The 26,323-nt window shown below is 67.6% G+C and carries 29 protein-coding genes and 2 tRNA genes; 15 read left to right on the plus strand and 16 right to left on the minus strand.

Annotation, left to right across the window (positions count from 1 at the left end):
- The first annotated feature begins 14 nt into the window (after nt 1-14).
- Nucleotides 15-254, plus strand: a complete 240-nt coding sequence (locus ABD663_RS10535; protein ID WP_344738261.1) for a cell division protein CrgA — start codon at nt 15-17, stop codon at nt 252-254.
- Between the two features lie 75 nt (nt 255-329).
- Here ABD663_RS10535 and ABD663_RS10540 read toward each other — a convergent pair whose 3' ends face one another.
- Together ABD663_RS10540 and ABD663_RS10545 are read right to left on the minus strand one after the other, a co-directional pair.
- Nucleotides 330-1,205, minus strand: coding sequence for a rhomboid family intramembrane serine protease (locus ABD663_RS10540; protein ID WP_344738263.1), 876 nt, complete (start codon nt 1,203-1,205; stop codon nt 330-332).
- Nucleotides 1,206-1,210: 5 nt separating this feature from the next.
- The gene (locus ABD663_RS10545; RefSeq protein WP_344738265.1) at nt 1,211-1,783 is read right to left on the minus strand and encodes a peptidylprolyl isomerase; all 573 of its coding nucleotides are present in this window, start codon (nt 1,781-1,783) and stop codon (nt 1,211-1,213) included.
- 97 nt (nt 1,784-1,880) lie between these two features.
- On the opposite strand from ABD663_RS10545, the gene ABD663_RS10550 reads away from it, so the two are divergent.
- Both ABD663_RS10550 and ABD663_RS10555 read left to right on the plus strand, forming a co-directional pair.
- Complete coding sequence (locus ABD663_RS10550; protein WP_344738267.1) at nt 1,881-2,408, plus strand: DNA helicase; 528 nt, start codon at nt 1,881-1,883, stop codon at nt 2,406-2,408.
- Nucleotides 2,409-2,472: 64 nt separating this feature from the next.
- On the plus strand, nt 2,473-2,892 hold the full coding sequence (locus ABD663_RS10555) for an aminoacyl-tRNA deacylase (protein WP_425561795.1): 420 nt from the start codon (nt 2,473-2,475) through the stop codon (nt 2,890-2,892).
- A 3-nt stretch (nt 2,893-2,895) separates the two neighbouring features.
- Here ABD663_RS10555 and ABD663_RS10560 read toward each other — a convergent pair whose 3' ends face one another.
- The 10 genes from ABD663_RS10560 to dnaA all read right to left on the minus strand — a co-directional run bounded on the left by ABD663_RS10560 (nt 2,896) and on the right by dnaA (nt 13,488).
- Nucleotides 2,896-3,321 carry an NUDIX hydrolase gene (locus ABD663_RS10560; protein WP_344738271.1) on the minus strand — a complete coding sequence of 142 codons (426 nt, stop codon included), beginning with the start codon at nt 3,319-3,321 and terminating at the stop codon, nt 2,896-2,898.
- Between the two features lie 34 nt (nt 3,322-3,355).
- Nucleotides 3,356-3,428: transfer RNA gene (locus ABD663_RS10565), tRNA-Ala, on the minus strand.
- 17 nt (nt 3,429-3,445) lie between these two features.
- Nucleotides 3,446-3,519, minus strand: a tRNA-Ile gene (locus ABD663_RS10570).
- 95 nt (nt 3,520-3,614) lie between these two features.
- Nucleotides 3,615-4,019: a DUF3566 domain-containing protein gene (locus tag ABD663_RS10575; protein ID WP_344738273.1), complete on the minus strand. Its 405-nt coding sequence runs from the start codon at nt 4,017-4,019 to the stop codon at nt 3,615-3,617.
- Complete coding sequence (gene gyrA / locus ABD663_RS10580; RefSeq protein ID WP_344738275.1) at nt 4,016-6,562, minus strand: DNA gyrase subunit A; 2,547 nt, start codon at nt 6,560-6,562, stop codon at nt 4,016-4,018. The genes ABD663_RS10575 and gyrA overlap by 4 nt, the downstream gene beginning before the upstream one ends.
- Entirely contained in the window at nt 6,552-8,588 is a 2,037-nt protein-coding gene (gene gyrB / locus ABD663_RS10585) for a DNA topoisomerase (ATP-hydrolyzing) subunit B (RefSeq protein WP_344738277.1), read from the minus strand. Before gyrB ends, gyrA begins: the two co-directional genes overlap by 11 nt.
- A gap of 124 nt (nt 8,589-8,712) precedes the next feature.
- Nucleotides 8,713-9,222 (minus strand): DciA family protein, encoded by a 510-nt coding sequence (locus ABD663_RS10590; RefSeq protein ID WP_344738279.1) that lies wholly within the window; start codon nt 9,220-9,222, stop codon nt 8,713-8,715.
- Nucleotides 9,215-10,390, minus strand: coding sequence for a DNA replication/repair protein RecF (recF, locus tag ABD663_RS10595; protein WP_344738281.1), 1,176 nt, complete (start codon nt 10,388-10,390; stop codon nt 9,215-9,217). Before recF ends, ABD663_RS10590 begins: the two co-directional genes overlap by 8 nt.
- A gap of 120 nt (nt 10,391-10,510) precedes the next feature.
- Nucleotides 10,511-11,662, minus strand: coding sequence for a DNA polymerase III subunit beta (dnaN, locus tag ABD663_RS10600; protein WP_344738283.1), 1,152 nt, complete (start codon nt 11,660-11,662; stop codon nt 10,511-10,513).
- Nucleotides 11,663-12,072: 410 nt separating this feature from the next.
- Nucleotides 12,073-13,488 carry a chromosomal replication initiator protein DnaA gene (gene dnaA, locus ABD663_RS10605; RefSeq protein ID WP_344738285.1) on the minus strand — a complete coding sequence of 472 codons (1,416 nt, stop codon included), beginning with the start codon at nt 13,486-13,488 and terminating at the stop codon, nt 12,073-12,075.
- Nucleotides 13,489-13,793: 305 nt separating this feature from the next.
- Between dnaA and rpmH the strand changes: the two genes are divergently transcribed.
- The 12 genes from rpmH to ABD663_RS10665 all read left to right on the plus strand — a co-directional run bounded on the left by rpmH (nt 13,794) and on the right by ABD663_RS10665 (nt 20,989).
- On the plus strand, nt 13,794-13,931 hold the full coding sequence (gene rpmH / locus ABD663_RS10610; RefSeq protein ID WP_344738287.1) for a 50S ribosomal protein L34: 138 nt from the start codon (nt 13,794-13,796) through the stop codon (nt 13,929-13,931).
- Nucleotides 13,932-13,939: 8 nt separating this feature from the next.
- Nucleotides 13,940-14,275: a ribonuclease P protein component gene (gene rnpA, locus ABD663_RS10615; RefSeq protein ID WP_344738290.1), complete on the plus strand. Its 336-nt coding sequence runs from the start codon at nt 13,940-13,942 to the stop codon at nt 14,273-14,275.
- Nucleotides 14,272-14,628 carry a membrane protein insertion efficiency factor YidD gene (gene yidD / locus ABD663_RS10620; protein WP_344738293.1) on the plus strand — a complete coding sequence of 119 codons (357 nt, stop codon included), beginning with the start codon at nt 14,272-14,274 and terminating at the stop codon, nt 14,626-14,628. Before rnpA ends, yidD begins: the two co-directional genes overlap by 4 nt.
- A 3-nt stretch (nt 14,629-14,631) precedes the next feature.
- The gene (yidC, locus tag ABD663_RS10625) at nt 14,632-15,687 is read left to right on the plus strand and encodes a membrane protein insertase YidC (protein ID WP_344738295.1); all 1,056 of its coding nucleotides are present in this window, start codon (nt 14,632-14,634) and stop codon (nt 15,685-15,687) included.
- Between the two features lie 52 nt (nt 15,688-15,739).
- Nucleotides 15,740-16,291, plus strand: coding sequence for a Jag family protein (locus ABD663_RS10630; protein ID WP_344738297.1), 552 nt, complete (start codon nt 15,740-15,742; stop codon nt 16,289-16,291).
- A gap of 17 nt (nt 16,292-16,308) precedes the next feature.
- Nucleotides 16,309-16,935, plus strand: coding sequence for a 16S rRNA (guanine(527)-N(7))-methyltransferase RsmG (rsmG, locus tag ABD663_RS10635; RefSeq protein ID WP_344738299.1), 627 nt, complete (start codon nt 16,309-16,311; stop codon nt 16,933-16,935).
- A 117-nt stretch (nt 16,936-17,052) separates the two neighbouring features.
- Nucleotides 17,053-17,349, plus strand: coding sequence for a GIY-YIG nuclease family protein (locus tag ABD663_RS10640; protein ID WP_344738301.1), 297 nt, complete (start codon nt 17,053-17,055; stop codon nt 17,347-17,349).
- Nucleotides 17,350-17,657: 308 nt separating this feature from the next.
- Nucleotides 17,658-18,587, plus strand: coding sequence for a ParA family protein (locus ABD663_RS10645; protein ID WP_344738303.1), 930 nt, complete (start codon nt 17,658-17,660; stop codon nt 18,585-18,587).
- A complete protein-coding gene (locus ABD663_RS10650) occupies nt 18,587-19,528 on the plus strand; it encodes a ParB/RepB/Spo0J family partition protein (RefSeq protein ID WP_344738305.1) in 942 nt (313 codons plus the stop codon). Before ABD663_RS10645 ends, ABD663_RS10650 begins: the two co-directional genes overlap by 1 nt.
- Before the next feature lie 162 nt (nt 19,529-19,690).
- Complete coding sequence (locus ABD663_RS10655; RefSeq protein WP_344738307.1) at nt 19,691-20,197, plus strand: hypothetical protein; 507 nt, start codon at nt 19,691-19,693, stop codon at nt 20,195-20,197.
- A gap of 4 nt (nt 20,198-20,201) precedes the next feature.
- Complete coding sequence (locus tag ABD663_RS10660; protein ID WP_344738309.1) at nt 20,202-20,570, plus strand: hypothetical protein; 369 nt, start codon at nt 20,202-20,204, stop codon at nt 20,568-20,570.
- Nucleotides 20,571-20,647: 77 nt separating this feature from the next.
- On the plus strand, nt 20,648-20,989 hold the full coding sequence (locus ABD663_RS10665; RefSeq protein ID WP_344738312.1) for a tryptophan synthase subunit alpha: 342 nt from the start codon (nt 20,648-20,650) through the stop codon (nt 20,987-20,989).
- A gap of 126 nt (nt 20,990-21,115) precedes the next feature.
- On the opposite strand, the gene trxA is transcribed toward ABD663_RS10665, so the two are convergent.
- The 4 genes from trxA to ABD663_RS10685 all read right to left on the minus strand — a co-directional run bounded on the left by trxA (nt 21,116) and on the right by ABD663_RS10685 (nt 26,288).
- Nucleotides 21,116-21,439 (minus strand): thioredoxin, encoded by a 324-nt coding sequence (gene trxA / locus ABD663_RS10670; RefSeq protein ID WP_344738313.1) that lies wholly within the window; start codon nt 21,437-21,439, stop codon nt 21,116-21,118.
- 93 nt (nt 21,440-21,532) lie between these two features.
- On the minus strand, nt 21,533-22,519 hold the full coding sequence (trxB, locus tag ABD663_RS10675) for a thioredoxin-disulfide reductase (RefSeq protein ID WP_344738315.1): 987 nt from the start codon (nt 22,517-22,519) through the stop codon (nt 21,533-21,535).
- A 77-nt stretch (nt 22,520-22,596) separates the two neighbouring features.
- Complete coding sequence (gene murJ / locus ABD663_RS10680) at nt 22,597-24,198, minus strand: murein biosynthesis integral membrane protein MurJ (protein WP_344738317.1); 1,602 nt, start codon at nt 24,196-24,198, stop codon at nt 22,597-22,599.
- Nucleotides 24,195-26,288, minus strand: a complete 2,094-nt coding sequence (locus tag ABD663_RS10685; RefSeq protein ID WP_344738319.1) for a DUF6049 family protein — start codon at nt 26,286-26,288, stop codon at nt 24,195-24,197. Before ABD663_RS10685 ends, murJ begins: the two co-directional genes overlap by 4 nt.
- Between the last annotated feature and the right edge of the window lie 35 nt (nt 26,289-26,323).

Genomic DNA, 26,323 nt, shown 5'->3' on the forward strand with positions numbered 1-26,323 from the left:
GTACGATGGACGGCATGGCACGATCTGGCAAAGACGACGACGCACTCGTGGAGCGCGCAGAGGGCGAAGCCGCCCCCAACCCGGTGTGGTTCAAGCCGATCATGATCGGCTTGATGCTGCTCGGCCTGGTGTGGGTCCTCGTCTTCTACCTCAGCGGCATGGCCTACCCGATCCCCGGCATCGAGGGCTGGAACCTCGTCATCGGCTTCGGCATCGCCTTCATCGGCTTCCTCATGACGACGCGGTGGCGCTGACCCCGCCCCGCACGACACCGAATGACATCGGTGTGATTCATCCCCACCTGTGGATGAAACTGTGGATAACTCCGCTCAGCCGTAGATGAGCGGCGGCACCAGCAGCAGCGCCAGCATCCCGACGCCGATCGCGATGAGCAGCCAGATCTGCAGCGTCCGCTGGCGCGCGGCGCGGGTGCGCGTGTAGACGAAAGCGACCAGCGCACCCGCGACGAGCCCGCCGACGTGCGCCTGCCACGACACGTTGAATCCGGGGATGAACCCGATCACCAGGTTGATGCCGAGGATGATGGCGATACCGGCGATGTTCGCGCCGAGGTGCCGACCGATGACCAGCAGCGCCCCGAAGAGCCCGAAGATCGCTCCCGACGCCCCCACCACGGGAGTGCCGAACGACAGGAGTGCGACGGCGACCGATCCGCCCAGAGCGCTCAGCAGATAGAGCACGATGAAACGCCATCGGCCCAGCAGCGGCTCGAGCGATCGACCGATCAGCCACAGCGCCAGCATGTTGAGACCGAGGTGCCAGAAGCTGGCGTGGACCAGCGCGACCGTCAGCAGTCGCCAGGGCTGGAACACTCCGGTGAACTCGGGGTAGAGGGCCGGCGCCCAGAACTGCAGGTACCCGACGACCACCCCGCCGATGCCGGGGATGAGCCCGATGAGATACGCGACCGCGGTGATCCCGATGATGGCGTACGTGACCAGCGGCCGCGAGTCACTCGCCACCGCCGCGGGTCGCGACCACCTGCGCTCGGCCTTGCGCTGTGCCGGCGTGCGGTCCTTCTGCTGGTCGCGCAGGCACTCGGGGCAGATGACCCCGACGGCGGCCGGGGTCTGGCATTCGGGGCAGATCGTGCGCAGGCATCGCTGGCACAGCACGAAGCTCTGCCGGTCGGGATGCCGGTAGCAGTAGTTGTCGCTGTTGCGGCGGAACTGGTCCGTGGACACGTGGGCTAAGCGGCCGCGATCTCGATCGACTCGATCACGACGGGCTCGAGGGGGCGGTCGCCGGCGGCGGTCGCGACCTCGCTGATCGTGTCGACGACGGCCTTCGACTCATCGTCGGCGACCTCACCGAAGATCGTGTGCTTGCCCTGCAGCCACTCGGGGCCCACTCCGCCGCGACCGGGCACGGTGATGAAGAACTGCGAGCCGTTGGTGCCCTCGGCCTTGCCGGTGATCGCGTTGCGGCGCAGTCCGGCGTTGGCCATCGCGAGCTTGTACGGCTCGGTGAACGTGAGTTCGGGATGGATCTCATCGTCGAACGTGTAGCCCGGGCCACCCGTGCCCTGGCCGAGCGGGTCGCCGCCCTGGATCATGAAGCCCTGGATGATGCGGTGGAAGACGACGCCGTTGTAGAGGGCGCCCTCGCCGGGCTTGCCGGTGGCCGGGTCGGTCCACTCGCCGGAGCCGTCGGCGAGACCGACAAAGTTCTGGACGGTGCGGGGGGCGTGATCGCCGAACAGGTTGACGCGGATGTCTCCGCGGTTGGTGTGGAAGGTGGCGACAGCGGTGGGAATCGGCATTCTCCCATTCTCTCAGAGTTCGGTGGGAACGCTCCGCGCACCGAACCCGTCTGGCAAGATGGGGACTTACCGACATCCCACCGACAGGGAGGGCCACGTGAGCCTCAGCCGCAAGCGCAAGAAGGAACTCCGCAAGCTCCAGGAGCAGGCGAACAAGCTGTGGGAGAGCCAGCAGGTGCTCGTCGGCGATGCAGCCGGCGTCGCCCGCGAGGCGAGCCGCCAGCTCGGCCACTACGGTCGCGAGCAGGTCGCTCCCCAGGTCAAGGCGACGTACAACCAGTACGCCGCGCCGTACGTCGACAAGGGCGTGAAGACCTCGAAGCATCTCTACAACAAGCGTCTCGTCCCGGCTGCCGGAGCCGTCGTGGGTTCCGCGCTGTCGGTGTGGGATGCCGCGAACGAGACCCGCGAGCGTCTCGCGGACGGCCGCGACCTCGACCTCGCCAAGATCTGGGGCAAGGCTCCGGTCGCACCTCCGAAGAAGGGCATCGGCGCCGGGGGCGTCATCGCGATCATCCTCGGCGCGGCTGCTGCGATCGGCGTGCTCTACGCCGCGTGGCAGACGCTGCGTGCCGATGACGAACTCTGGGTGGCCGACGACCCGCTGGCTGCGCCCGACGCGTAGACCGTCCGTGACGGAGGATCCGCTCGCGCGGGTGCGCGACGCGGCACAGCAGCGAGGCCTCACGGTGTCGTTCCGGCAGCGTCCGGCCGCCAAGAGTCTGCCTGAAGCCGCCGAACTGCTCGGCATCCCGGCATCGGGAATCGTCAAGACCCTGGTGGTGAAGCGTTCCGACGACACCTACCTGTTCGCCCTCGTGCCCGGCGACCGCGCGATCTCGTGGCCGAAGCTGCGAGCCGTGGTCGGCGTGAACAAGCTGCGTCTGCCAGAGCCCGACCTCGCGCTCGCGGCGACCGGCTACGAGCGCGGCACGATCGTTCCGGTCGGCAGCACCACCGACTGGCCGGTGTTCGCCGACGAGCGCATCGTGGGCGAGCACATCGCAATGGGTGCCGGCGCGCACGGATACAGCATGTTCGTCGACGCCGACGACCTCATCGCGGCGTACGCCGCGACCGTCGCCGACATCACCCAGGAGACGGCCTGACGTTCAGTGCAGACCGGCCATCCGCAAACCGATGTCGACGAGCTTGACCCGGCGCAGGTCGGCGACGCTGCCGAGCGGGAACCACTCCGCACGATCCGTCGATCCGTCGACCTCGTTGCGCAGCTTGCCGCCGGTGACTTCGGCGCGGTAGACGATGCGCAGCGTGTGGAGCGGATGCCCGGAGCCGCGATTGATGCGCCTTGACGCCGGGATCACCCGGGAGTGGATGCCGAGCAGGCCGCAGAGCTTGACGCGATACCCCGTCTCTTCGCGCACCTCGCGGCGCGCGGCTTTCTCAGGATCCTCGCCGGCCTCGAGTCCCCCGCCCGGCAGTGTCCAGCCGCTGCGGCCGTTCTCGTTCCAGTGGGCGAGCAGGATCCGCTCGCGTGTGTCGACGACCACGGCATAGGCGGCGACGCGCAGATCCATCGCGACAGCCTATCGGGAGGGGGGGCGAAGACTGTGGAGCCTAGCGGATTCGAACCGCTGACATCCTGCTTGCAAAGCAGGCGCTCTACCAACTGAGCTAAGGCCCCGGGGCTTTCGGGTTCTGTGGGGCTACCAGGACTTGAACCTGGGACCTCTTCATTATCAGTGAAGCGCTCTAACCGCCTGAGCTATAGCCCCGTTATAGGAGTCGCGACTCGCGTCGTGAACCTCCAAGACTTTACCCGACCCGCGGGCGATTCCGAAATCGGACGGGAGGTCTCGATACACGCTGTCTAGTTCGATGTGAAGCCGACGAGCAGGCCGCCGGTGACCTTGACCGCGAGGTTGTAGATCCCCGCGATCACGGCACCGAGCACCGTGACGACGACGAGGTTCAGGATCGCGACGACGGCGCTGAAGGCGAGCACCTGCGGCAGGCTGAGGAACTGGCCGAGCGTGAAGCTGCCGTCTGAGAAGCTGGCGAAGAACTCGTCGGCGCGCGTGATGAGTCCGGTTGCCTGCAGCACGAGGAAGACGAGAACGAAGCTGACCACGGTGACGATCGCGATCGCGATCGCAGCCAGGAACGACAGCTTCACCGCCGACCAGAAGTCGATGTAGACCAGGCGCAGCCGGACCTGCTTGGCGCTGGTCTTGTGGCTGGACTTCTTCGCGAGCTTGTCGGCAACCGTGCTCATGCGTCAGTACTCTCTTCGGGGATCGGGGCGGCGGGCCCGTCGGGCTCCACGGCGGCTTCGAGGTCGTCCGCCACGGCCAGTCCCCGCTCGCCGTTGCGCGCGATCGCGATGATGCGATCGTCGTCGTCGGTGCGGGCGAACACGACACCCATGGTGTCGCGACCCTTGGCTGGGACCTCGGCCACGGCAGAGCGTACCACCTTGCCGCTGGCAAGAACCACCAAGACCTCGTCGTCCTCGGCGACGATGAGACCTCCCGCGAGCACTCCTCGATCGTCGTTGAGGCGGGCGACCTTGATGCCCAATCCGCCGCGTCCCTGACCGCGATACTGCGCGACTTCGGTGCGCTTCGCATACCCGCCTTCGGTCACGACGAACACGTACGCATCGTCCTTCGCGACGGATGCCGACAGCAGGCTGTCGCCGGAGCGGAACGCCATTCCCTTCACACCCTCGGTCGAGCGCCCCATCGGGCGGAGGGTGTCGTCGGTCGCGGTGAAGCGCAGCGACATTCCGTTGCGGCTGATGAGGAGGATCTCGTCGTCCGGGTCGACGAGCAGTGCGCTGACGACCTCGTCCTCCTCGCGCAGCCGGATCGCGATGACGCCGCCCTGGCGGTTGGTGTCGTATTCGGTCAGGCGCGTCTTCTTGACAAGGCCCCCGCGCGTCGCGAGCACGAGGTACGTCGCGACCGCGTAGTCGCGGATGTCGAGGATCTGGGCGATCTCCTCCTCGGGCTGCAGCGCGAGCAGGTTCGCGACATGCTGGCCCTTGGCGTCGCGACCGGCCTCGGGGACGCGGTATGCCTTCTCGCGGTAGACGCGGCCCTTGGTCGTGAAGAACAGCAGCCAGTGGTGGGTCGTCGTCACGAAGAAGTGCTCGACGACGTCGTCGGCGCGCAGTTGTGCGCCCTTGACGCCTTTGCCGCCGCGGTGCTGCGAGCGGTAGTTGTCGATGCGCGTGCGCTTGATGTAGCCGTCGCGCGTGACGGTGACCACCATCTCCTCTTCGGGGATGAGGTCTTCGTCGGTCATGTCGCCGTCGAAGCCGAACAGGATCTCGGTGCGGCGGTCGTCGCCGTACTTGTCGACGATCTCGGTGAGCTCCTCGCGCACGATCGCGCGCTGACGCTCGGGCTTGGCGAGGATGTCTTTGAAGTCGGCGATCTGCGCCTCGAGCTCGGTCGCCTCGTCGACGATCTTCTGGCGTTCGAGAGCCGCCAGTCGGCGCAGCTGCATCGACAGGATCGCGTCGGCCTGGTCGTCGTCGATGTCGAGCAGCTTCTTGAGCCCCTCGCGCGCGTCTTCGACCGTGGGGGATCGACGGATGAGGGCGATGACCTCATCGAGAGCATCGAGCGCCTTGAGATAGCCGCGCAGGATGTGCATGCGCGCCTCGGCCTTGCGCAGGCGGAAGCCGGTGCGCCGAACGATGACCTCGATCTGGTGATCCACCCAGTGCGAGATGAAACCGTCGAGCGGCAGCGTGCGCGGCACGCCGTCGACGATCGCGAGCATGTTCGCGCCGAAGTTCTCCTGCAGCGACGTGTGCTTGTACAGGTTGTTGAGCACGACCTTGGCGACGGCATCGCGCTTGAGCACGATCACCAGGCGCAGGCCCGTTCGTCCCGAGGTCTCGTCGCGGATGTCGGCGATCCCGGTGATGCGGCCGTCGCGTGCGAGGTCGGCGATCTTCACCGCGAGGTTGTCGGGGTTGACCTGGTAGGGCAGCTGCGTGATCACCAGGCAGGTGCGGCCCTGGATCTCCTCGACGTCGACGACGGCGCGCATCGTGATCGACCCGCGGCCCGTGCGGTACGCCTCATGGATGCCGCGCGTGCCGAGGATCTGCGCTCCGGTCGGGAAGTCGGGGCCCTTCACCCGTTCGATCAGGGCCTCGAGCAGCTCTTCACGCGAAGCATCCGGGTTCTCGAGAGCCCACAGCGCGCCGGCGGCGACCTCCCGCATGTTGTGGGGCGGGATGTTGGTGGCCATGCCGACCGCGATGCCGACCGACCCGTTGACCAGGAGGTTGGGGAAGCGCGCCGGCAGCACGACCGGCTCCTGCGTCTGCCCGTCGTAGTTGTCCTGGAAGTCGACGGTCTGCTCTTCGATGTCGCGCACCATCTCGAGCGCGAGAGGAGCCATCTTCGTCTCGGTGTAGCGAGGCGCGGCCGCACCCTGGTTGCCGGGTGAGCCGAAGTTGCCCTGCCCGAGCGCGAGCGGATAGCGCAGCGCCCACGGCTGCACCAGACGCACGAGGGTGTCATAGATCGCGCTGTCGCCGTGCGGGTGGTACTGACCCATCACCTCGCCCACGACGCGGGCGCACTTCGAGAACGACTTGTCGGGGCGGTATCCGCCGTCGTACATCGCGTAGATCACGCGGCGGTGCACCGGCTTGAGACCGTCGCGCACGTCGGGAAGCGCACGCCCCACGATCACGCTCATCGCGTAGTCGAGATAGCTGCGCTGCATCTCCCCCTGCAGGTCGACCTGCTCGATGCGGCCGTGATCGTGCGGGGTGGTCTGATCAGATGTCAAGGAAACGCACGTCCTTCGCGTTCTTCTGGATGAACTGACGGCGCGACTCGACGTCCTCGCCCATCAGGGTCGTGAAGATCTGGTCGGCGGCCACCGCGTCGTCGATGGTGACCTGGCGCAGCGTCCTCGACGTCGGATCCATGGTGGTCTCCCACAGCTCCTTGTCGTTCATCTCACCGAGACCCTTGTATCGCTGGATGCCGTTGTCCTTCGGGATCCGCTTGCCGGACGCCAGTCCGTCGGTCAGCAGGGCGTCGCGCTCGACGTCGCTGTAGACGTACTCGTGCGGCGAATTCGACCACTTGAGCCGATACAGCGGCGGCATCGCGAGGTAGACGTACCCCGCTTCGATGAGACCGCGCATGTAGCGGAACAGCAGGGTGAGCAGGAGTGTCGTGATGTGCTGGCCGTCGACGTCGGCATCCGCCATCAGCACGATCTTGTGGTAGCGGGCCTTCTCGACGCTGAAGTCCTCGCCGATGCCGGTGCCGAAGGCCTGGATCATCGCCTGGATCTCGTTGTTGCCGAGCGCGCGGTCGAGCCGCGCTCGCTCGACGTTGAGGATCTTGCCGCGCAGCGCCAGGATCGCCTGCGTGTGCGGGTCGCGCCCCTGCACCGCTGAGCCGCCCGCCGAGTCGCCCTCCACGAGGAAGATCTCGCTGATCGACGGGTCCTTGCTCGTGCAGTCCTTGAGCTTGTCGGGCATCGAGGCGCTCTCGAACACGCTCTTGCGTCGCGCGGTCTCGCGGGCCTTGCGGGCGGCGATGCGCGCGGTGGCCGCGTCGATGGCCTTGCGCACGACGAGCTTGGCCTGGGTGGGGTTGCGCTCGAACCAGTCACCGAGCTGATCGCCGACGACCTTCTGCACGAAGGCCTTCGCCTCGGTGTTGCCGAGCTTCGTCTTGGTCTGGCCTTCGAACTGCGGCTCGGACAGCTTGATCGAGATGACGGCGGTGAGACCTTCCCGCACGTCGTCGCCCGAGAGGTTCTCGTCCTTGTCCTTGAGCAGGTTCTGCGCGCGGGCGTACTTGTTGACGAGCGTGGTCAACGCTGCGCGGAAACCCTCCTCGTGGGTGCCACCCTCGTGCGTGTTGATGGTGTTCGCGTAGGTGAAGACGTTCTCGTTGTAGCCCGTCGTCCACTGCATGGCCATCTCGAGCGCGATCTTGCGGTCGGTGTCCTCGGATTCGACCTCGATGATCTGATCGTTGACGACATCCGCGTGGCGCACCCTGTTCAGGTGCTCGACGTAGTCCACGAGCCCCCGCTCGTACAGGAACGAGTCGTGCGGCTGTTCGAGGACGATCTCGCCGTCATGCTCGACCTCTTCGGCGTGGTCGGGACGCTCGTCGTGCAAATCGATCCGCAGGCCCTTGTTGAGGAAGGCCATCTGCTGGAAGCGTGTGCGCAGCGTCTCGTAGTCGAAGTCGACCGTCTCGAAGATCGTGGGATCGGGCCAGAACGTGATGGTCGTTCCGGTCGCATCACTCTGCTCTGCCCGCTCGAGCGGGGCCAGCGGCACGCCGCCGTCGCGGTACGACTGGCGCCAGACGTAGCCCTGTCGCTTGATCTCGGCGTCGAGCCGTGTCGACAGCGCGTTCACCACCGACGAACCGACGCCGTGGAGTCCGCCCGACACGGCGTACCCGCCACCGCCGAACTTGCCGCCGGCGTGCAGAACGGTGAGGACGACCTCGACCGTGGACTTGCCCTCGGTCTTGTGCATGTCGACCGGGATGCCGCGGCCGTTGTCCACCACGCGGACGGCGCCGTCGGGCAGGATCGTGATGTCGATGAGGTCGCAGTGTCCGGCCAGCGCTTCGTCGACGGAGTTGTCGACGATCTCGTACACGAGGTGGTGCAGACCGCGCGGACCGGTCGATCCGATGTACATACCGGGGCGCTTGCGCACGGCCTCGAGACCCTCGAGCACCTGGATGGCGTCTGCTCCGTACTCGCGGAGGACCTTCGAATCGGGGTGCGATCCGGGATGGCCGGCTGCGCTTTCGGGATCAACAGGCGTCATGGGCTCTCGATTGCTCCACTTCGGTCGACGGGGGACGCCCCATCCTATCAACGGAGCGTGTCTTCCGGAGGCCTATGTGGCCCTGTGGCGCGATGAAATCGGCTAAAACGATATCTGACGTGGCTCAACCGTAGGTATCGCGTGGACCGCGCCCTGGAACGGCTCTGGGGCCCCATTTCCAGGAGGGGACGTCCGGCCCGATGAACCGGACCGCATCGACGCCCGCCTCGGGGAAGCGCCGGACGATCTCGGAGAGGATCTGCGCCCGCATCAGCTGGAGCTGCTTCGCCCACGCCGTCGAGTCGGCTTGGATCGTCAGCACACCGTCCGAGAAGGCCACCGGTCGGGTGTGGCGCGAGGTCTCTTCACCGGCGACCTCGGCCCACGTGCGCACGACGTCCTCGCGGGCGAGTTGCGCATCCCACCCCGACTGACGCGTGAGGTCGGCGATGACATCACCTACTCCGTGCGGATCGCGTCCTGGCGTGAAGGGTCCGTTCTCGTCGTCGTCGGCGCGGCGCCGGCGGCGACGACGCCACGAGTTCGGCGACGGCTGCAGCCCGCGCAGGCGCAGATAGGTCGCAACCGTCTCCGGCAGGTCGGCCGGCCGTGCGGGGTCGGCGGGTTCAGGCATCCGTCGTCTCCAGGATGCGCCCGCCCTGCACCCGGATGACCCGCGCACGCAGCGCGTCGGGCACGTCGTGTGCGACGGCGGCCGTCACGATCACCTGCTCGAACCCCTCGGTGAGCGACGCCAGCCGTTCCCGCCGCTCGGCGTCGAGTTCGGCGAAGACGTCGTCGAGGATGAGCACGGGGTCGCCCAAGCGCGATTCCGCCCGCAGCAGCTGAGCCGATGCCAGGCGAAGACCGAGCGCCATCGACCACGACTCGCCGTGCGAGGCGTATCCCTTGACCGGCAGCCCCCGCACGCGCAGGACCAGGTCGTCGCGGTGAGGTCCGACCAGCGTCACCGCGCGGTCGAGTTCGCTCGTGCGTCGGGCGGCGAGCGCCTCGCGGAACAACGACTGCACGGTATCGGGGTCGGGAGCGGCGATGTCGAGCGCCGCCCTGCCCGACGCATCCTCATCGTCGTCGTCGCCGGCACCCGCGACCGAGAGCGACCACTCGAGTTCCGCGCCATGGTCGGCGCCTGCGATGGCGGTGTACGCGGATGCCAGGGGCCCGGCGAGCTCGGATGCCAGCGTGAGCCGAGCACGGATCAGCTCGGACCCGAGCGCGACGAGCTTGTCGTCCCAGACCTCGAGTGTGGACAGACCCTCACCGCGGATGCCGCGGGCCCGGGCGGACTTCAGCAGTGCGTTGCGCTGCTTGAGCACGCGCTCGTAGTCGGCGATCACTCCGGCCAGCCGCGGGGACCGCTGCACGAGCAGCTGATCGGCGAACCGTCGACGGGCCGACGGGTCACCGCGGACGATCTGCAGATCTTCCGGTGCGAAGAGCACGACCTGCGCGTACCGCGGCAGTTCGGCCGCCTTGACGGCGGAACCGTTCACGCGCGCTTTGTTGGAACCCTGCCGGAAGATCTGGGCTTCGAGCTGCACGTGGCGTTCACCGTGCGCCAACCACGTTCGCACGACCGCCGATTCGGCGCCGTCGCGCACGAGCGGGGCGTCCTGCGCGACACGATGCGAGCCGAGGGTCGCGAAGAACGCGATGGCTTCGGCGAGATTCGTCTTGCCCTGACCGTTGCTGCCGACGAACACCGTTGCTCCGGGAGCGAGAGAGACCTCGGCCTCCGCATAGTTGCGGAAGTCGACCAGACTCAGGTGCTCGACGATCACGCGTCAACCCTAATGACCGGATACGACGGCCGGTCTTGATGATCTCGATACGCCCGCTTCGCGGGCTTCTCGATCTTGCGCTGCAGCCGCGTCGACGCTGCTTCGCAGCAGTGATCCGTCTCAGCGCAGGAGCAGGTTGGGCTGCAGCAGGTACTTGAAGGAATCGGCGCCCGCCTTGTCGACCGAGGTCTGCGGGGTGATGAGCACCGGGCTCAGCTTGTTGGCGTTCTCGCTCGAGGTGAACGTGATGCGCACGAACTCGCTGCGCACCGCACTGAGCGATTCGATGAGGTACTGCGGGTTGAGGCCGAGCGTCACGTCGTCACCGGACAGCGTGGCATCCACGGATTCGCTCGCACGCGCCTGCTCGGTACCCGAGGCATCCATCGAGACGCTGTCGGAAGTGAACGTGAAACGCAGGGGCGCCGAACGATCGAGCACGAGCGCCACACGGCGCACGGCCTCGACGAAGTCGGCGGTGTTGACCACCGCGTGGTGCTCGGTCTGCTCGGGGAACAGGCGCCGCACCGGCGGGAAGTTGCCCTTGATCAGCAGCGAGGTGACCGTGCGGTTGCCGGCCGAGAATGCGATGATCTCGCGATCGCCCGATCCCGAGAACGAGATCGACAGGTCGCCGCCATGGGCGAAGGTCTTGCCCACCTCGGTGAGGGTGCGCGCCGGCACGAGTGCCGCGGTCGACTCGTCGGATGCCGTTCCGCCGCCGTCCCACGGGATCTCGCGCAGGGCGACTCGGTAACGGTCGGTGGCCACGAGGCTCAGCTGCGTTCCCGACACCTCGAGTTGGACACCGGTCAGCACCGGCGTCACGTCGTCACGCGATGCGGCGAAGGCGACCTGCGCGATCGCCGTCGCGAAGTCTTCGCCGGGGACGACCCCCGATTCGCCGCTCACCTCGGGGATGGCGGGATACTCGGCGACGGGCATGGACGCGAGGGTGAACCGTGCCGAGCCGCACGTCAGTACGATGCCGCCGTCGTCGTCGACCTCGACCTGGATCGGTGCGTTCGGCAGTCGGCTCGCGATCTCGGACAGCAGACGGCCGTGGACCAGGATGGTTCCGGGGTCGTCGACCGTCGCCTCGATCACCGTGCGCGCGGATGCTTCGTAGTCGAATGCGGCGAGCGAGAGACCGGCATCGGACGCCTCGATGAGCACACCCGCCAGGATGGGCTGCGGATTGCGCTGCGGCAGGAGCTTGACGACGAACGACACGGCTTCGCTGAACACATCGCGATTGACGTGGAACCTCACGGGCGCTCCCTCAGATCGGGTTGGGCCTTCCCATGCTAGTGCCCGACCAGACGAACGCCAGTGCCCCGCAGGTCGGCCCGGGTTCCACAGCTCGAGGTGATGGGATCCGCCTTCATGTTCTCTTTCTTCGTCATGGTGTTAACCGCTGTGGAAACTGTGGACAACGTGGACGACCTCAGTGCGGACAGCGGAACTACAACCGTGTGAGATGTGGACGCGCTGCGGATGCGTGTTCCGTCGGCGTCCGGACGTACGACCATTCATCCACAGCCTCAGCGCGAAGACGGCACATGTTTCCGCAGGCGAATCGAGTTATCCACATGTTTTCCACACTGTGAAGAACGGCATGATGAAGCGTCGCGAGCCGCCTGTCAAGAACGGATCGCGACGTATGTCGCACGACGGCGGGATCAGCGGCCGTTGCGGCCCAGAGCAGCGGTGATCTCGGTCACCTGGTTGTAGATCGAGCGGCGTTCCTTCATCAGGTCGCTGATCTTCTTGTACGCGTACATGACCGTAGTGTGGTCGCGATTGCCGAAGAGCTGGCCGATCTTCGGCAACGAGAGACTGGTCCGCTCGCGGCACAGATACATGGCGATCTGACGTGCGGTCGCGACCGACTGCGACCGGCTGGACCCGTACAGGTCGTCGACGGTCAGTTTGAAGTACTGGGCGGTCGCCGTGATGATGTCGGTCGGCGACACCACGTTGGCGTCGTCCTGATCGACGATGTCGCGTAGCACCGTCTGGGCGAGCGACATGTCGAGGGTCGATCGGTTGAGACTCGCGAAGGCCGAGACGCGGATGAGGGCACCCTCGAGTTCGCGGATGTTCGACGAGACGACGGTGGCGATGTACTCGAGCACCTCGTCGGGGATGTGAAGACGTTCGGACTGCGCCTTCTTGCGCAGGATCGCGATGCGCGTCTCGAGGTCGGGTGCCTGCACGTCGGTGATGAGACCCCACTCGAACCGGCTGCGCATGCGGTCCTCGAAGCCGGTCAGGTGCTTGGGGGGCACATCGCTGGTGATGACGACCTGCTTGTCGTGATCGTGCAGCGTATTGAAGGTGTGGAAGAACGCCTCCTGGGTCTCGGCGCGGCCCTGGAGGAACTGGATGTCGTCGATCAACAGGATGTCGACGTCGCGATAGCGCGCCTGGAACGCGGATCCACGGTTGTTCGCGATCGAGTTGATGAAGTCGTTCGTGAACTCCTCGCTCGACACATAGCGGACGCGGATGCCGGCGTACAGGCTCAGCGCGTAGTCGCCGATCGCGTGCAGCAGGTGCGTCTTGCCGAGGCCCGAGTCGCCGTAGATGAAGAGAGGGTTGTAGGCCTTGGCCGGCGCCTCGGCGACGGCGACGGCGGCGGCGTGCGCGAACCGGTTCGACTGCCCGATGACGAAATTGTCGAACGTGTACTTCGGGTTCAGGCGGGTGTCTATGCGGGCGACAGGCGCGGTTGCGGCATCCTGCTCTTCCCTCGGCGCGCGTGTGACCGGCGAGGTCGTGTCCTGCACCGGGAGCGGTGAGGTGAGATGTGCGTCGGCGAGCTCGGGATTGACGACGACGCGGAATGTCGTCGCGACCGGGTCGACCTGGTCGGCGCGTGCGAGCGCCTCCATGATCGGCGTGCGCATGCGCTTGGTGAACTGCGCCGCGGTCAGGTCGTTCGGCACGTCGAGGTACAGCGTGCCGCTCATCACACCCTGCGGGACGGCGAGGTTGAGGAACCCCTGCAGCTGTGGCGTGATCCGCTCATCGTGGGTCAACTCGTCGAGCACGACCGACCAGACGGGAACATCTGGAATTTCGTGCGCTGACATGGCCCCCCCGGGTGTTGATGAATCCGCGGCCACCCGCGGAACGGTCACGCGGAGCCTGTGGATAACTGCCGGAGCAACGCTAGTTCGCGCTCGCCCCCTGAGCAAACCCCACTGTAGAGCGCGACCGCGTGTCAATGCCACCGCTCGAGCTCGCGGTGTGGATAATGCCCCGACATCCACTCGGTTTGAGTTCTCAGCCTTCTCGACGTAGCCTTAATCGGTTGACTTATGCCTTCACGGCAGTCCCTCTGTTCGTCGTCCCCGGTCTGAGCGTCCCGGTGACACCCTGATCCGGAAGAGATCCCATGAGCAAGCGCACCTTCCAGCCCAACAACCGCCGCCGCGCCAAGAAGCACGGTTTCCGCGTCCGCATGCGCACCCGCGCCGGCCGCGCCATCCTCTCGGCCCGCCGCGCCAAGGGTCGCACCGAGCTCTCTGCCTGAACGATCCGGTGCTAGCGCGGCCGAACCGACTCACCCGCGGGGCGGACTACAAGGCCGTCGTCCGTCGGGGCCGTCGGTGCGCCGCGCCGCATGCGATCACGTACGTCGTCGCCACCGGTGAGCAGCGCGCCCCCCGCTTCGGCTTCATCGTGAGCCGTCAGGTCGGGCCCGCAGTGGTGCGCAATACCGTGCGCCGTCGGCTGAAGGCCGTTTGCGCGGATGCGCTGCCGAACGTCTTGGACGGCAACGATGTCGTCATCCGCGCGCTGCCTTCCGCGGCTTCCGCACCGTACCGTCAGCTGCACGCCGATGTGTCGCGTTGCCTGTCTCGGAGCGCCGCATGAGCGTGCTGCCGGCGTACGCCCTCGGAACCGCGCACCTCGAGGCATCCGACACCGCACGCGCCCTGCCTCTCGTTCCACGCAACCTCGCGCTCGCCCTTCTGCACGGCTACCGCGCGACCATCTCGCACACCTACGGTGACGTGTGCAAGTACTACCCGTCATGTTCGGCCTATGCCGTCGGCGCCGTGCAGCAGCACGGAGCGATCAAGGGCATCGGCCTGACGGCTGCTCGGCTCGCCCGTTGCCACCCGTGGGCGGTCGGCGGCGTCGATGACGTTCCCCTTCACTCCGACTTCCGGCACGAGCTCACCCCGCGTGGGTTCGTCGTGCCGGGCTCCCCCCGAAAGGACTGATCCGTGCCGGACATCATCGGCGTCATCCTCTGGCCGCTCAAGTGGCTGGTCGAGCTCGTACTGGTCGCGTGGCACTGGGTGTTCACCGCCATCGGCCTGCCTCCCGGCGACGGCATCACCTGGGTGCTCGCCATCGTGGGTCTGGTCATCGTCGTGCGGTCGGCTCTGATCCCCCTCTTCGTCCGGCAGATCAAGAGCCAGCGCAAGATGATGGAAATTGCTCCTGAACTGCGGAAAATCCAGGAAAAGTACAAGGGCAAGCGCGATCAGCTCTCTCGTGAGGCGATGAGCCGCGAGACGATGGCGCTCTACAAGAAGCACGGCACCACGCCCGTCTCGTCGTGCCTCCCGCTGCTCGTGCAGATGCCGGTGTTCTTCGCGCTGTTCAGCGTGCTGAACGATGTCACCCGTCACGCCCAGGAGGGCATCGGCGGTGTGGGCCTGCTCAGTGCCGAGCTCACGCAGGAGTTCTACAACGCGAAGCTCTTTGGCGTCGCCTCGCTGCACGAGACGCTCATCGACGCGTGGAACTCGCAGAACCTGACGGCGATCATCATCCTCGTCGTGCTCGTCGTGCTCATGATCCTGTCGCAGTTCTTCACGCAGCTGCAGATCATCTCGAAGAACCTCTCCCCCGAGGCCAAGACCGGCCAGGCCTACCAGATGCAGAAGATCATGCTCTGGGTGCTGCCCTTCGCCTTCGTCTTCTCGGGTGTGTTCTTCCCGCTCGGTGTCGTCATCTACTGGTTCGTGTCGAACCTGTGGACGATGGGCCAGCAGTTCCTCGTCATCCGCGAGATGCCCACACCGGGGTCCGAGGCGGCCAAGCAGCGCGAAGAGCGTCTGGCGCGCAAGGGCAAGGCGATCGACGCCAACGGCAAGGTCGTGTCGATGGAGAAGTACCAGGCCGAGCAGCAGCGGTTGCTCGACGAAGCCGAGAAGCAGAAGTCGCAGGCGCCCAAGCGTCAGCAGCCGATGAACAAGCAGCGCGCGAAGAAGCAGGCCCAGAAGAAGGGCCCGAACGCGACCCCCGGCACGGCAGGTGCCACGGACGCTTGACCGGCGGCTTCCTGCACGTGCCCCCGTTCCGACCCACGCATAGAGGACAGTGATGACCAGCACTCTTCCCGAGACGCCTTCTGCGGGCGACTCCGACGCCACCCGCCCTTCGTCGCATGACGCGCACGTGCGTGCTGACGCCACGGTGGCGGAGCTCGAGCAGGAAGGCGACATCGCCGCGGACTACCTGGAGGAACTGCTCGACATCGCCGACATCGAGGGCGACCTGACCCTCGACGTCCGTGCGGGCCGTGCCTACGTGTCGGTGGAAGCGGACGGCGACGGCTCGCTCGATCTGCTTTCCGCACCCGACACGGTCCAGGCGCTGCAGGAGCTCACCCGCATCGCCGTGCAGAACCGCACCGGTCGGTTCTCGCGGATGATCCTCGACGTCGGCGGCTCGCGCGACATGCGCCGCCGCGAGCTCGAGAACCTCGTCGACCGCGCTATCTCGAGGCTCGACGACGGGGCATCGCAGGCATCCCTTCCCGCGATGTCGAGCTACGAGCGCAAGCTCGTCCACGACATCGTCGCCGACCGCGGTCTCGTATCGGAGTCGTATGGCGAGGGCGCGGACAGGCACACCGTCATCCGGCGCGCCTAGTTTCACGTGAAACATCGATGACGCACATCGAGCCGGAACCTCCCGAGGCGGTCGCGGTCTTCGGCGACCAGATCGATCTCGCCCGCCGATTCGCTGCGGCGCTCGGGGAGCACGGCGAAGAGCGCGGGCTCATCGGTCCGCTGGAGCCCCCACGGTTGTGGAGCCGTCACATTCTCAACAGCGCGGTGATCGCGCCGCTGTTCTCGGGGCGGGTGGCGGACGTCGGGTCGGGCGCCGGTCTTCCCGGGCTGGTGCTCGCCATCGCCCGTCCTGACGTCGACTGGGTGCTCATCGAGCCGATGGAACGCCGTGTGGCTTGGCTGAACGAGCAGGTGGACGGGCTCGGCCTCGCCAACGTGACAGTGGCACGCGCGCGTGCTGAGGACTGGCGCGACCTCGCGACCTTCGACGCAGTGACCGCGCGCGCAGTGAGCGCGCTGCGGACGCTGATTCCGCTCACGGCTCCCCTGCTGCGCGACGGCGGCGAGCTGATCCTGCTCAAGGGCGCGAGCGCCGAGGCCGAGATCACGGCGGCGCAGAAGCAGCTGCGCAAGTTCGGTGTGACGGATGCCCGAATGGAGCCTGCCGGCGAGGGTGTGATCGCCGAGCCCACCCGGGTGTTCCGCGGCACCATCCGCCGCTAGTCGTCCCGGTCCCCGTAGAGCCGCGCGGCCCCTGTCCGGTGATCGAGTGGCGCCGGGTTGTCCCTACTCGCCCCGGAGGGGTGAGTCCGGGGAGGCGGTCGCGAGCATCCTGCCGTCATGCCCTTCATGTACATCCTCGAGTGCCGCGACCGATCGCTGTATGTCGGAAGCACCCTCGATCTGGATCGACGGCTCGCACAACACGAGTTCGGAGAGGGATCCGAGTACACCAAGTCCCGACTGCCCGTGCGCCTGTTGTACTTCGAGGAGTTCGCTCGCGTCGACGATGCGTTCCGACGCGAGAAGCAGGTTCAGGGATGGAGCCGTGCGAAGCGGCTCGCGCTCATCAAGGGACGGACCGATCAACTGCGGCCGTTGAGTCGCAAGCGGTGGGGCTCCGTCGCTGACGAGTAGGTCCCGCCTCCGTGATCGAGTGGGGCCGCAGGCGAGCGATGTTTCACGTGAAACGGGTGCTCTCGGTCCGTCGGCTTCGCCGACTACTCGACCGCCGGAGGTGGGCGGGTTCCGGTGACCGAGTAGCGCCGGAGGCGCGTATCGAGATCAGCGCACGGGAAGAGGCTCTCGGTACGGCCGCTGCGCGGGCCACTCGACCGCCGGGGTAGGCGATGTTTCACGTGAAACGGGCGGGGTCGTGATGGGCGGGCGCGGGGGTGGGGTCGCGTAAAGTGGACGAGGTTCGAACGCGGCGAGGAGAGTTTCACGTGGAACAGGCCGATGAGGCGGATGCCGCAGCATCCTTCTCGCTCGACGACACCCCTCTCGCCCGCGAACTGGCCGACCTCTCGGCCCGACGCCGCGCGCTGGAAGACATCGACGTGCACCTCTCGGGTCGCACACGCGTGCTCACCGTCTCCAACCAGAAAGGCGGGGTCGGCAAGACCACGACCGCGGTCAATGTCGCGGCCGCGCTCGTGTCGATCGGCGCCCGAGTGCTGGTGATCGACCTCGACCCGCAAGGCAACGCGTCTACCGCTCTCGGGGTTCCGCACACGGCTGAGACCCCCAGCGTGTACGACGTGCTCATCGACGAGTTCCCCCTCGCCGACATCGTGCAGGTCAGCCCCGAGTCACCGAACCTCTTCTGCGCGCCCAGCACCATCCACCTCGCCGGCGCCGAGATCGAGCTCGTGTCACAGGTCGCGCGCGAACACCGACTCAAGACCGCACTCGAGGAGTATCTCGCCGGCGACCATCGGCTGGACTTCGTCATCATCGACTGTCCGCCTTCGCTGGGTCTGCTGACCATCAACGCCTTCACCGCCGCACACGAGGTGCTCATCCCCATCCAGTGCGAGTACTACGCCCTCGAGGGCCTGAGTCAGCTGCTCGGCACCGTCGGGATGATCCAGAAGCACCTCAATCCGAGCCTGTATCTTTCGACGATCCTGCTCACCATGTACGACGGTCGCACCCGGTTGGCGCAGCAGGTCGCCGAAGAGGTGCGCACGCACTTTCCCGACGCCGTGCTCGACACCGTCATTCCGAGATCCGTGCGCGTATCGGAGGCGCCGAGCTTCGGACAGACGGTGATCGCCTACGATGGGCAGTCGGCCGGCGCCATCGCCTATCGCGAGGCGGCCGTGGAGATCATCCAGCGCGATCGCGCAACCGTGAACGAAGGGGGCGCCTGATGGCCAAGCGCACAGGGCTCGGGCGGGGCATCGGCGCCCTCATTCCTACGACGGAAGCCGTCGAGAACCGGCCGGCCGACGTCTTCTTCCCTCGGGCGGTCGAGCCGGACGATATCGAGGCCGAACTCGTCGCGGTGCCCGGCGCGCATCTCGCTCACATCGACCCCCACAGCATCGTGCCCAACCCGCGTCAGCCGCGGACGCACTTCGACCCCGACGATCTCGCCGAACTCGTCCACTCGGTGCGCGAGTTCGGTGTTCTGCAGCCGGTCGTCGTGCGGCCGACCGGCGAAGGCACCTACGAGCTCATCATGGGTGAGCGGCGCACCCGCGCCGCGCGGGAGGCCGGACTCGACAGCATTCCCGCGGTGATCCGCGATACCGCCGACGAGCATCTTCTGCGCGACGCTCTGCTCGAGAACCTGCACCGCTCCGAGCTGAACCCGCTCGAAGAGGCGTCGGCGTACCAGCAGCTGCTCGAGGACTTCGGCATCACCCAGGAGGAGCTGGCCGGCCGCATCGGTCGCAGCCGGCCTCAGATCAGCAACACGATCCGTCTGCTCAAGCTGCCGCTGCCGGTTCAGCAGCGGGTGGCCGCGGGCGTACTGAGCGCGGGCCATGCGCGCGCGATCCTCTCGCTCGATGACCCCGAGGCGATGCAGCGTCTCTCGGACAAGATCGTCAACGAGGATCTCTCGGTGCGTGCGGCCGAGGCCGCAGCCAAGGTGCAGTCGGCCGGTCCGCGTCCGTCCAAGCCACAGGCCGGCTCGCGGCGGGCGCATCTCGACGAGGTAGCCGAGCGCCTCGGCGACCGCCTCAACACCAGGGTGCGCATTTCGCTCGGTGCCAAGAAAGGCCAGATCAGCATCGATTTCGCGAGCATTCAGGACCTCAACCGCATCGTCGCCGAACTCGGCGACGGCGGTTACGACGCGCTCTAGCCGCGACGCTCACGAACGCCGCGACGGCGCCCCGACGCCGGCGCGGTCCGCTGACCCTGCTCGCAGCCTTCCGTGTCCCCCGAATGGCCGACAGACGCACAGGCTTCTCCCAGGCTAGCTTTAGCTGCCGCACAGGGCGGTGCACAGAGAAAGCGGGTAAGTATGCGACACCTCACGAAGGCGGCGCTGGGAATCGCGGCCGGGGTAGGGCTCGTCCTCGGAATGACGACACCGGCGTCCGCGCTCGTCGACTACAGCTATCGCGTGGTCAACGCGTCGAAGTCGACGTACTACACGAACTTCGGCCAAGTGGTCGGATCATGCAAGGCGTTGACCACGGGCACCACGTGCACGATCTCGAAGGGGAAGACGGCGACGCGAACGATCGGCACGTCGCTGGGCTACACCCGTTCCGGTGTTGCTGCGAGCCTCAACATGAGCTCTGCGAGCTCGGTGACGATCTCGGTCTCGTGCACGTCGCCGGTGTTGAAGGCGGGGCAGACGTTCTACGCGTATCCGGTGGGCGATCGGTGGTCGTATCGGATCAAGAAGGACACCATCTACTCGTACACGAACACGGGAACCATCTACAAGACGACCACCGAGTACTCGAACTACCTCACCGCGTTCAACCCGTACGCATCGTCCATCGCGTGCCGGGTGGGGTAGAGCAGTGCGCCGGTGGGCCATCCTCACCGTCGCCGCCGCGGTGCTCGGGCTGAGTTCGGGATGCACGTCCACGGGTGGAGTAGCCGACGGCTGCGATTCCTCGCTCGACTCGACTGTCGGCTCTACGCTCGACGCCTTCGCCGCCTGCCTGTCCGACGACACGGACCTCATGATCCGCGATGTGAGCGTCCTCATCGGCGAGGATCCTTCCTACACCGATGTCGCGGAGCTGCGAGCCGAGTGGGTCGTCGTCGCAGCGTGCACGGTCGACGCCGATTGGCGCGACTCGGCGACGGTCGAGGTTGCCGTCGTACCGAAGCCGCATACGCCTTCCGACGCCGACTTCGACGGCACCGTGGCGTGTGAGCGATGATTCGTCGCGGGTCCCGGCCATCGGCGCACTCGCCGCCGCACGCGCCGCACCGCACTCGGTCGACGTACGCTGGACGGGTGACGGACGACGCGGGCACTCCCAGACGTCGGGCGAGTCTCGAGCTGCTTCGCGCCGAGGCGTCCGACGAGCTGTCGGTGCTGGTCGCCGAGCGGCTGCGCGGCGGTGAGGACCCGTGGGCGTTCATGGACGACCTGCCGACGGTCGACGAGCTCGTCGTGCTGCTGCTGCGCGCGGAGCGCAACGGCGGCACCGGTCGCCCGTCCGCGGCGCGCCACTACCGCGTGCTGCGGCAGATCGCGTTCGACTATCCGCCGCTCACCTCGACGGTGTGGCGGATGCTGGGCGACGAGGATTCCCATCGCCGATGGCATGCGACCGTCCGCGCGGACGCATCCTGACGTCGCAGCGATCCGTCTGCCGCCGCAGAATCTCACGCTGCCATCGATGGATGCCACCGATGGCATGTATCGGAAAGCCCCGGGCGTCCGCAGACGGCCCGGGGCTTCACCGGTGAACGGAAACGTTCAGCCGAGGTAGTCGGAGAGCTCCTGCTCGATGGCGTACTTGGGACGCGCACCGATGATGGTGGTCGCGACCTCGCCCTTGTCGAAGAGCTTCATCGCGGGGATGGAGGTGATCTGGTACTTCATCGCCAGGTCGGGGTTCTCGTCGACGTTGAGCTTGAGCACCGTGATCTTGTCGGGGTGCTCAGCCTGAATCTCGTCGAGCACCGGCGCGACCATGCGACACGGCCCGCACCACTCTGCCCAGAAGTCGACGAGCACCGGACCCTCGGCCTGGAGCACGTCCTGCTCGAAAGTGGCCGAAGTGGTGGCCTTGGCGGTCATTTTCTCTCCTTCAATCGGAAGTCGTGGGGAAGCATCCACACTGTGTGAACGTCGCGGCCGGCAGGAATGTTCCGGGCCCGCTTCGTGAACGTGTCAGGCGGCGTCGGCCTCGGGGAGTCCTTCGATCTGATCACCGGTGGCATCCGGGGCGCCGGCTTCGCCGAGTGCGGCGAGATAGTGCTCGACGTCGAGTGCAGCGATCGTGCCGCTTCCGGCCGCGGTGACGGCCTGCCGATAGGTCGGGTCGAGCACGTCGCCCGCGGCGAACACGCCGGGAACCGAGGTGCGCGACGAGCGGCCGTCGACCCAGATCGTGCCTTCGTCGGTCAGGTCCAGCTGTCCGTGGACGAGATGCGTGCGCGGGTCGTTGCCGATCGCGACGAAGATGCCGTCGAGCGCGAGCTCGCTGCGCGACCCGTCGACCGTGTTCTCGAGGACCACACCGGTCACGGCCTCGTCACCGAGGATGTCGGCGACCGCACTGTTCCAGACGAACTCGATCTTGTCGTTCTTGAAGGCGCGCTCCTGCATGATCTTCGACGCACGCAGCTCGTCGCGGCGGTGGATGACGTAGACCTTCGAGGCGAACTTGGTGAGGAACGTGGCTTCCTCCATCGCCGAGTCGCCACCGCCGACGACCGCGATCGTCTTCTCGCGGAAGAAGAATCCGTCGCACGTGGCGCAATACGAGACGCCGCGACCCGACAGCCGCTGCTCGCCCTCGATGCCGATCTTGCGCGGTGCCGATCCGGTCGCGTAGATGAGCGAGGATGCCTCGTGAACGGCGCCGCTTCCCATCGTGACCTTCTTGACCGGGCCGTCGAGCTCGACCGACACGACGTCGTCGTACACGACCTCCGCGCCGAAACGCTCGGCCTGCGCCTGCATCTTGGCCATCAGCTCGGGGCCCTGGATGCCCTCGGGGAAGCCGGGGAAGTTCTCGACCTCGGTGGTGTTCATGAGCTCGCCGCCCGCTTCGACCGAACTCGCGAGCACCAGGGGCTCGAGATTCGCGCGCGCGGCGTAGATGGCCGCGGTGTAGCCTGCGGGGCCCGAACCGATGATGATGACGTGACGCACAGCGCCCCCTTCTCGTGTTTCCACGTACTGCAACCAATGCTACGCACCGGTGATTCCGCCTTGGTTAACGGAAGCTGTCAACGACGACCGGGCAGCAGTCGCCGCGCCAGCGCGAGGGCGGGGGTCAGCTCCGGGGCGCGCAGGAGCGCCAGCATCCCGAGATAGACGGCGAGCACGACCACCGCGATGAGGCCCGCGCCGAGCGCGCCCCACCACTTGTCGGCGAGCATCCAGCCGTCGACGCCTCCGTTGAGCAAGAAGACGAGCCACCCCGCACCCGCCGCGGGGATCGCCGCGATTGTGAAGCGGGCCAGCGCAGTGAGCCACGTGCCGATCCGCAGTCCGCCGAGGCGGCGTTCGAGCAGCCACGTGGCGATGACGACCTGGATGATGCCCGCCAGCGACTGGCCGAGGGCGACACCGGCCGCCAGCCACTCGAGCGGCAGCAGGGCGCTCGCGATGAGCGCCGTGACCACGACGAGCACTGACTGTACGAGCATGAAGAAGAAGGGGGTGCGTGTGTCGTCGTAGGCGTAGAAGGTCCGTTGCACGACGAAGAGCACGGCCAGCGGCACGAGGCTCACGAGGAAGGCGACCAGCACCCACGCGGCGGCGACGGCGTCTTCGGCGCTGTTGGTGAGCATGCGCGACGCCGGTGCCGCGGCGACGGCGAGCGCGGCGGTGGCGACGACGACGAACAGGCCCAAGGTGCGGATGCTGCGCACGATGTCGCCACGCACCTCGTCATCGCGGCCGGCCTTGGCGTGTTCGCTGAGCTGTGTGAAGTAGGGGGTTCCGATCGAGAGCACGATGATCGAGTACGGGAGCATGAACAGCAGCCACGCGTTCGCGGTCGCGAAGTTGGCCGGACCGACGCCGGACGCGGGCGAGAGCACCCGCGACTGCACGATGCCGGCGAGCTGGCCGACGACGACCATGAGGAACGTCCAGCCCGCGAGTCTGCCGATGAGGCGGAGCCCCATGCCGCGCCACCGGAAGTCGGCGTGCAGACGCAACCCCGCTCGGCGCCAGAAGACGAGCAGCACCAGGCACTGGACCACGATGCCGAACGTGGCCGTTCCCGCGAGCAGGGTGATCATCTCGGGCGTCCAGCCGTCGAGGGTCTCTCGTGGGCCTCCGAACAGCGCGATGAACACGAGGAAGCCGACGATCGAGACGAGGTTGTTCGCGATCGGCGCCCACGTATAGGGGCCGTACACGCGCCGGGCGTTGAGGATCTCGCCGAGGATCGCATAGACGCCGTAGAACACGATCTGCGGCAGGCACCAGTACGCGAACGCGGTCGCGAGCGCCTGTTGCTCCGCGCTGAACCCGTCGGCGTAGAGCGCCACGAGAAGCGGCGCGCACAGCGTCGAGACGATCGTGACCGCCAGCAGCGCCACCGTGCCGAGCGTCACGAGCTTCGAGATGAACGCCTGTCCGCCGTCGGGGTCGGCGCCCGCGCGTACGATCTGCGGAACGATGACCGCCGCCACCAGACCGGTCGCCACGATGGCGTAGATGTTGTTGGGCAGCTGGTTGGCGACACCGAAGGCATCGGATGCCTGGCCGATGGCGCCCACGGCCGACACCAGCACGGCGGTGCGCAGGAACCCGGTGAGCCTCGAGACGATGGTGCCCGCGCCGATGATGACGCTCGCGCGTCCGATTCCGCTCATCGATCGGTCTCCGCCTCGTCGTGCACGACGGCGGGGTCGGGCCGCCCACGCCGCCGACGGAAGGTGCGGAACAGCCCGATCACCAGAAGGCCTCCGACGACGATCGCGAGCGCGGCGATGCCGACGCCCTCCCACTCGGCGCGGACGTTGACGTCGACGAACTCGGTGTCGCCGATCGCGACGCTCGTGGGGCTGCGCAGCTGCAGGGCGAGCGTCACCTCGCCGTTGCCGACGCGTGCCTGGACCGGCACCTCGACGCGCGTGTTGCTCGCGGCGGTCGCCGTGACGTTCGTCGCGCGCTGCACGTCGAGGCGCAGGTCGTCGGGCATCGCGTACAGCACGAGCGTGACGGGGTAGGGCAGGTCGTTGCGCACACTGAAGCGCAGGCCCGCGCCCGAGCCGACGAGGTTGACGGTGCTCGTCGGCAGCAGCCCGACCGAATCGAGCGTCGTCGCCGTCGCTTCTTCGTGGTCGACGACGGCGCGGCGCCACTCGCCCGGCTGCGGCCGCCAGGCGAGCCCGAGCAGCTGCAGGATCTCGGCGCGCTCCGGACCGGTCAGCAGCGCGGGGTCGTCGAGGATGGTCGCGAAGCGGCTGAGCTCGACCTCCTGGGCGAACAGATCGGATGCCGCAGCCGCGCGTGCGTCGTCGCCGGCTGACGCGGTGACGCGCGCCGTGACGGCGTCGGTGGCGATCAGGGTATCGAGGTCGCGCGGCGACAGGCCCGGGGCATCCATCGCCGTGGCGATCGCGGTGCGCAGCGCGATGCGCGAGCGGTCGTCGGCGCGGCCCACGGTCACCACGATGGGGCGGCCGGCGGATTCGGCCCGTGCGAACGCCAGGAATGCCGTCGCGGCTGTCAGCGACGAGGCGCGCAGCGCGGTTCCCTCGCGCAGCGACGCCTGTTCGAGCATCCTCGACACGTCGGCGTCGTAGACCAGCAGCGACGCGTCGTCGGCATCGGCGCGGGCCGACGCCGCGCTGCGATCGACCTCGGCCGAGGACAGCACGGTGAGGGATGCCGCCTCGTCGTCGCCGAGGCCGCCCAACGCGGCCACGGTGTCGGCGTCGACCGTCCCCGCGCCGGGCCAGTACACCGACGCGCGGGCCGGTCCGATGTCCAGCAGCTGCGTCAGGCTCGGCGGACTCGTCTCGGCGTCGGCGCTCTCGGTCGAGTCGGGGGTGGGCTCGCCGGCGGAGGCGGTCGAATCCAGATATGCGGTCAGCGAGGTCGGGCCCACCGGGCGCGTCTGCCCGGCGGCGAGCTGGGCGACGGGATCGGCATCGCCGAACTGCAGTGCGAAACGGCTGTTCGTCATGGTCATGAGACGCGCCAGCCATGCGGTGGCGTCGGCGGGCGCCTCGTCGCCGAGCACGCGGATGGCGGCGGGGATCGCCGGGTCGACCGCCAGGATCGCGCCGGTGCCGTCTGCGGCGTCGAGGGCGGCCGTGAGAGCGCCGGCCGGCGCCGTCAACCCGGCGACCGCGTCGGCCCCGAGCAGCCCGACGTCGATGGCGCCGGCCGTGATCGGCACGATCACCCCGACGCCCGACGCCGGGCCGTCGGGATCGGGCACGGTCATCACGCTCGTTGCGGTGAGTGGTTCGTCGCCGAGGGTCGCCTCGATCAGCAACGGGTAGACACCCGGCACGAGGCCGGTCAGCCGCGGATCGTCACCGGGAACGGCGATCGGCGTCGCCCCCGACGACGCGGCATCCACAGACGGGAGCACCGCTGTTCCCGCCGCTGCCACCGTCACGCCCGATGTCTGTCCGGCCAGCCATGCCGTGAGCGCACTTCGATCGGCGAAGGGCGCCGCGCCGATCGACAAGGTCGCCGGTGCGGGGACGGTCGGCGACGACGAGGCGTTCGCGAGCGCGACCGAAACGGTGAGCGCGTCGCCCGGCTCGACGATGCCGTTGCCGACCGGCGCCAGCGTGAGGGTGATGCCCAGCGGTGCGGCGCTCGCCTTCGGCGGGGCGATCGCGAATGCCAGCACCGCCAGCAGAGCCGCGAAGACCGCGAACGCCGCGCGGGCCCGCGGGGGGTGGTGCGCGGTCCGGCCGGGGCCGAGGGGGGTCACGGTCATCCTGGATTTCGCTCCTGTGCGATTTCGGACCGCAC

Source organism: Microbacterium awajiense (genome assembly GCF_039536545.1).
Lineage (GTDB): Bacteria > Actinomycetota > Actinomycetes > Actinomycetales > Microbacteriaceae > Microbacterium > Microbacterium awajiense.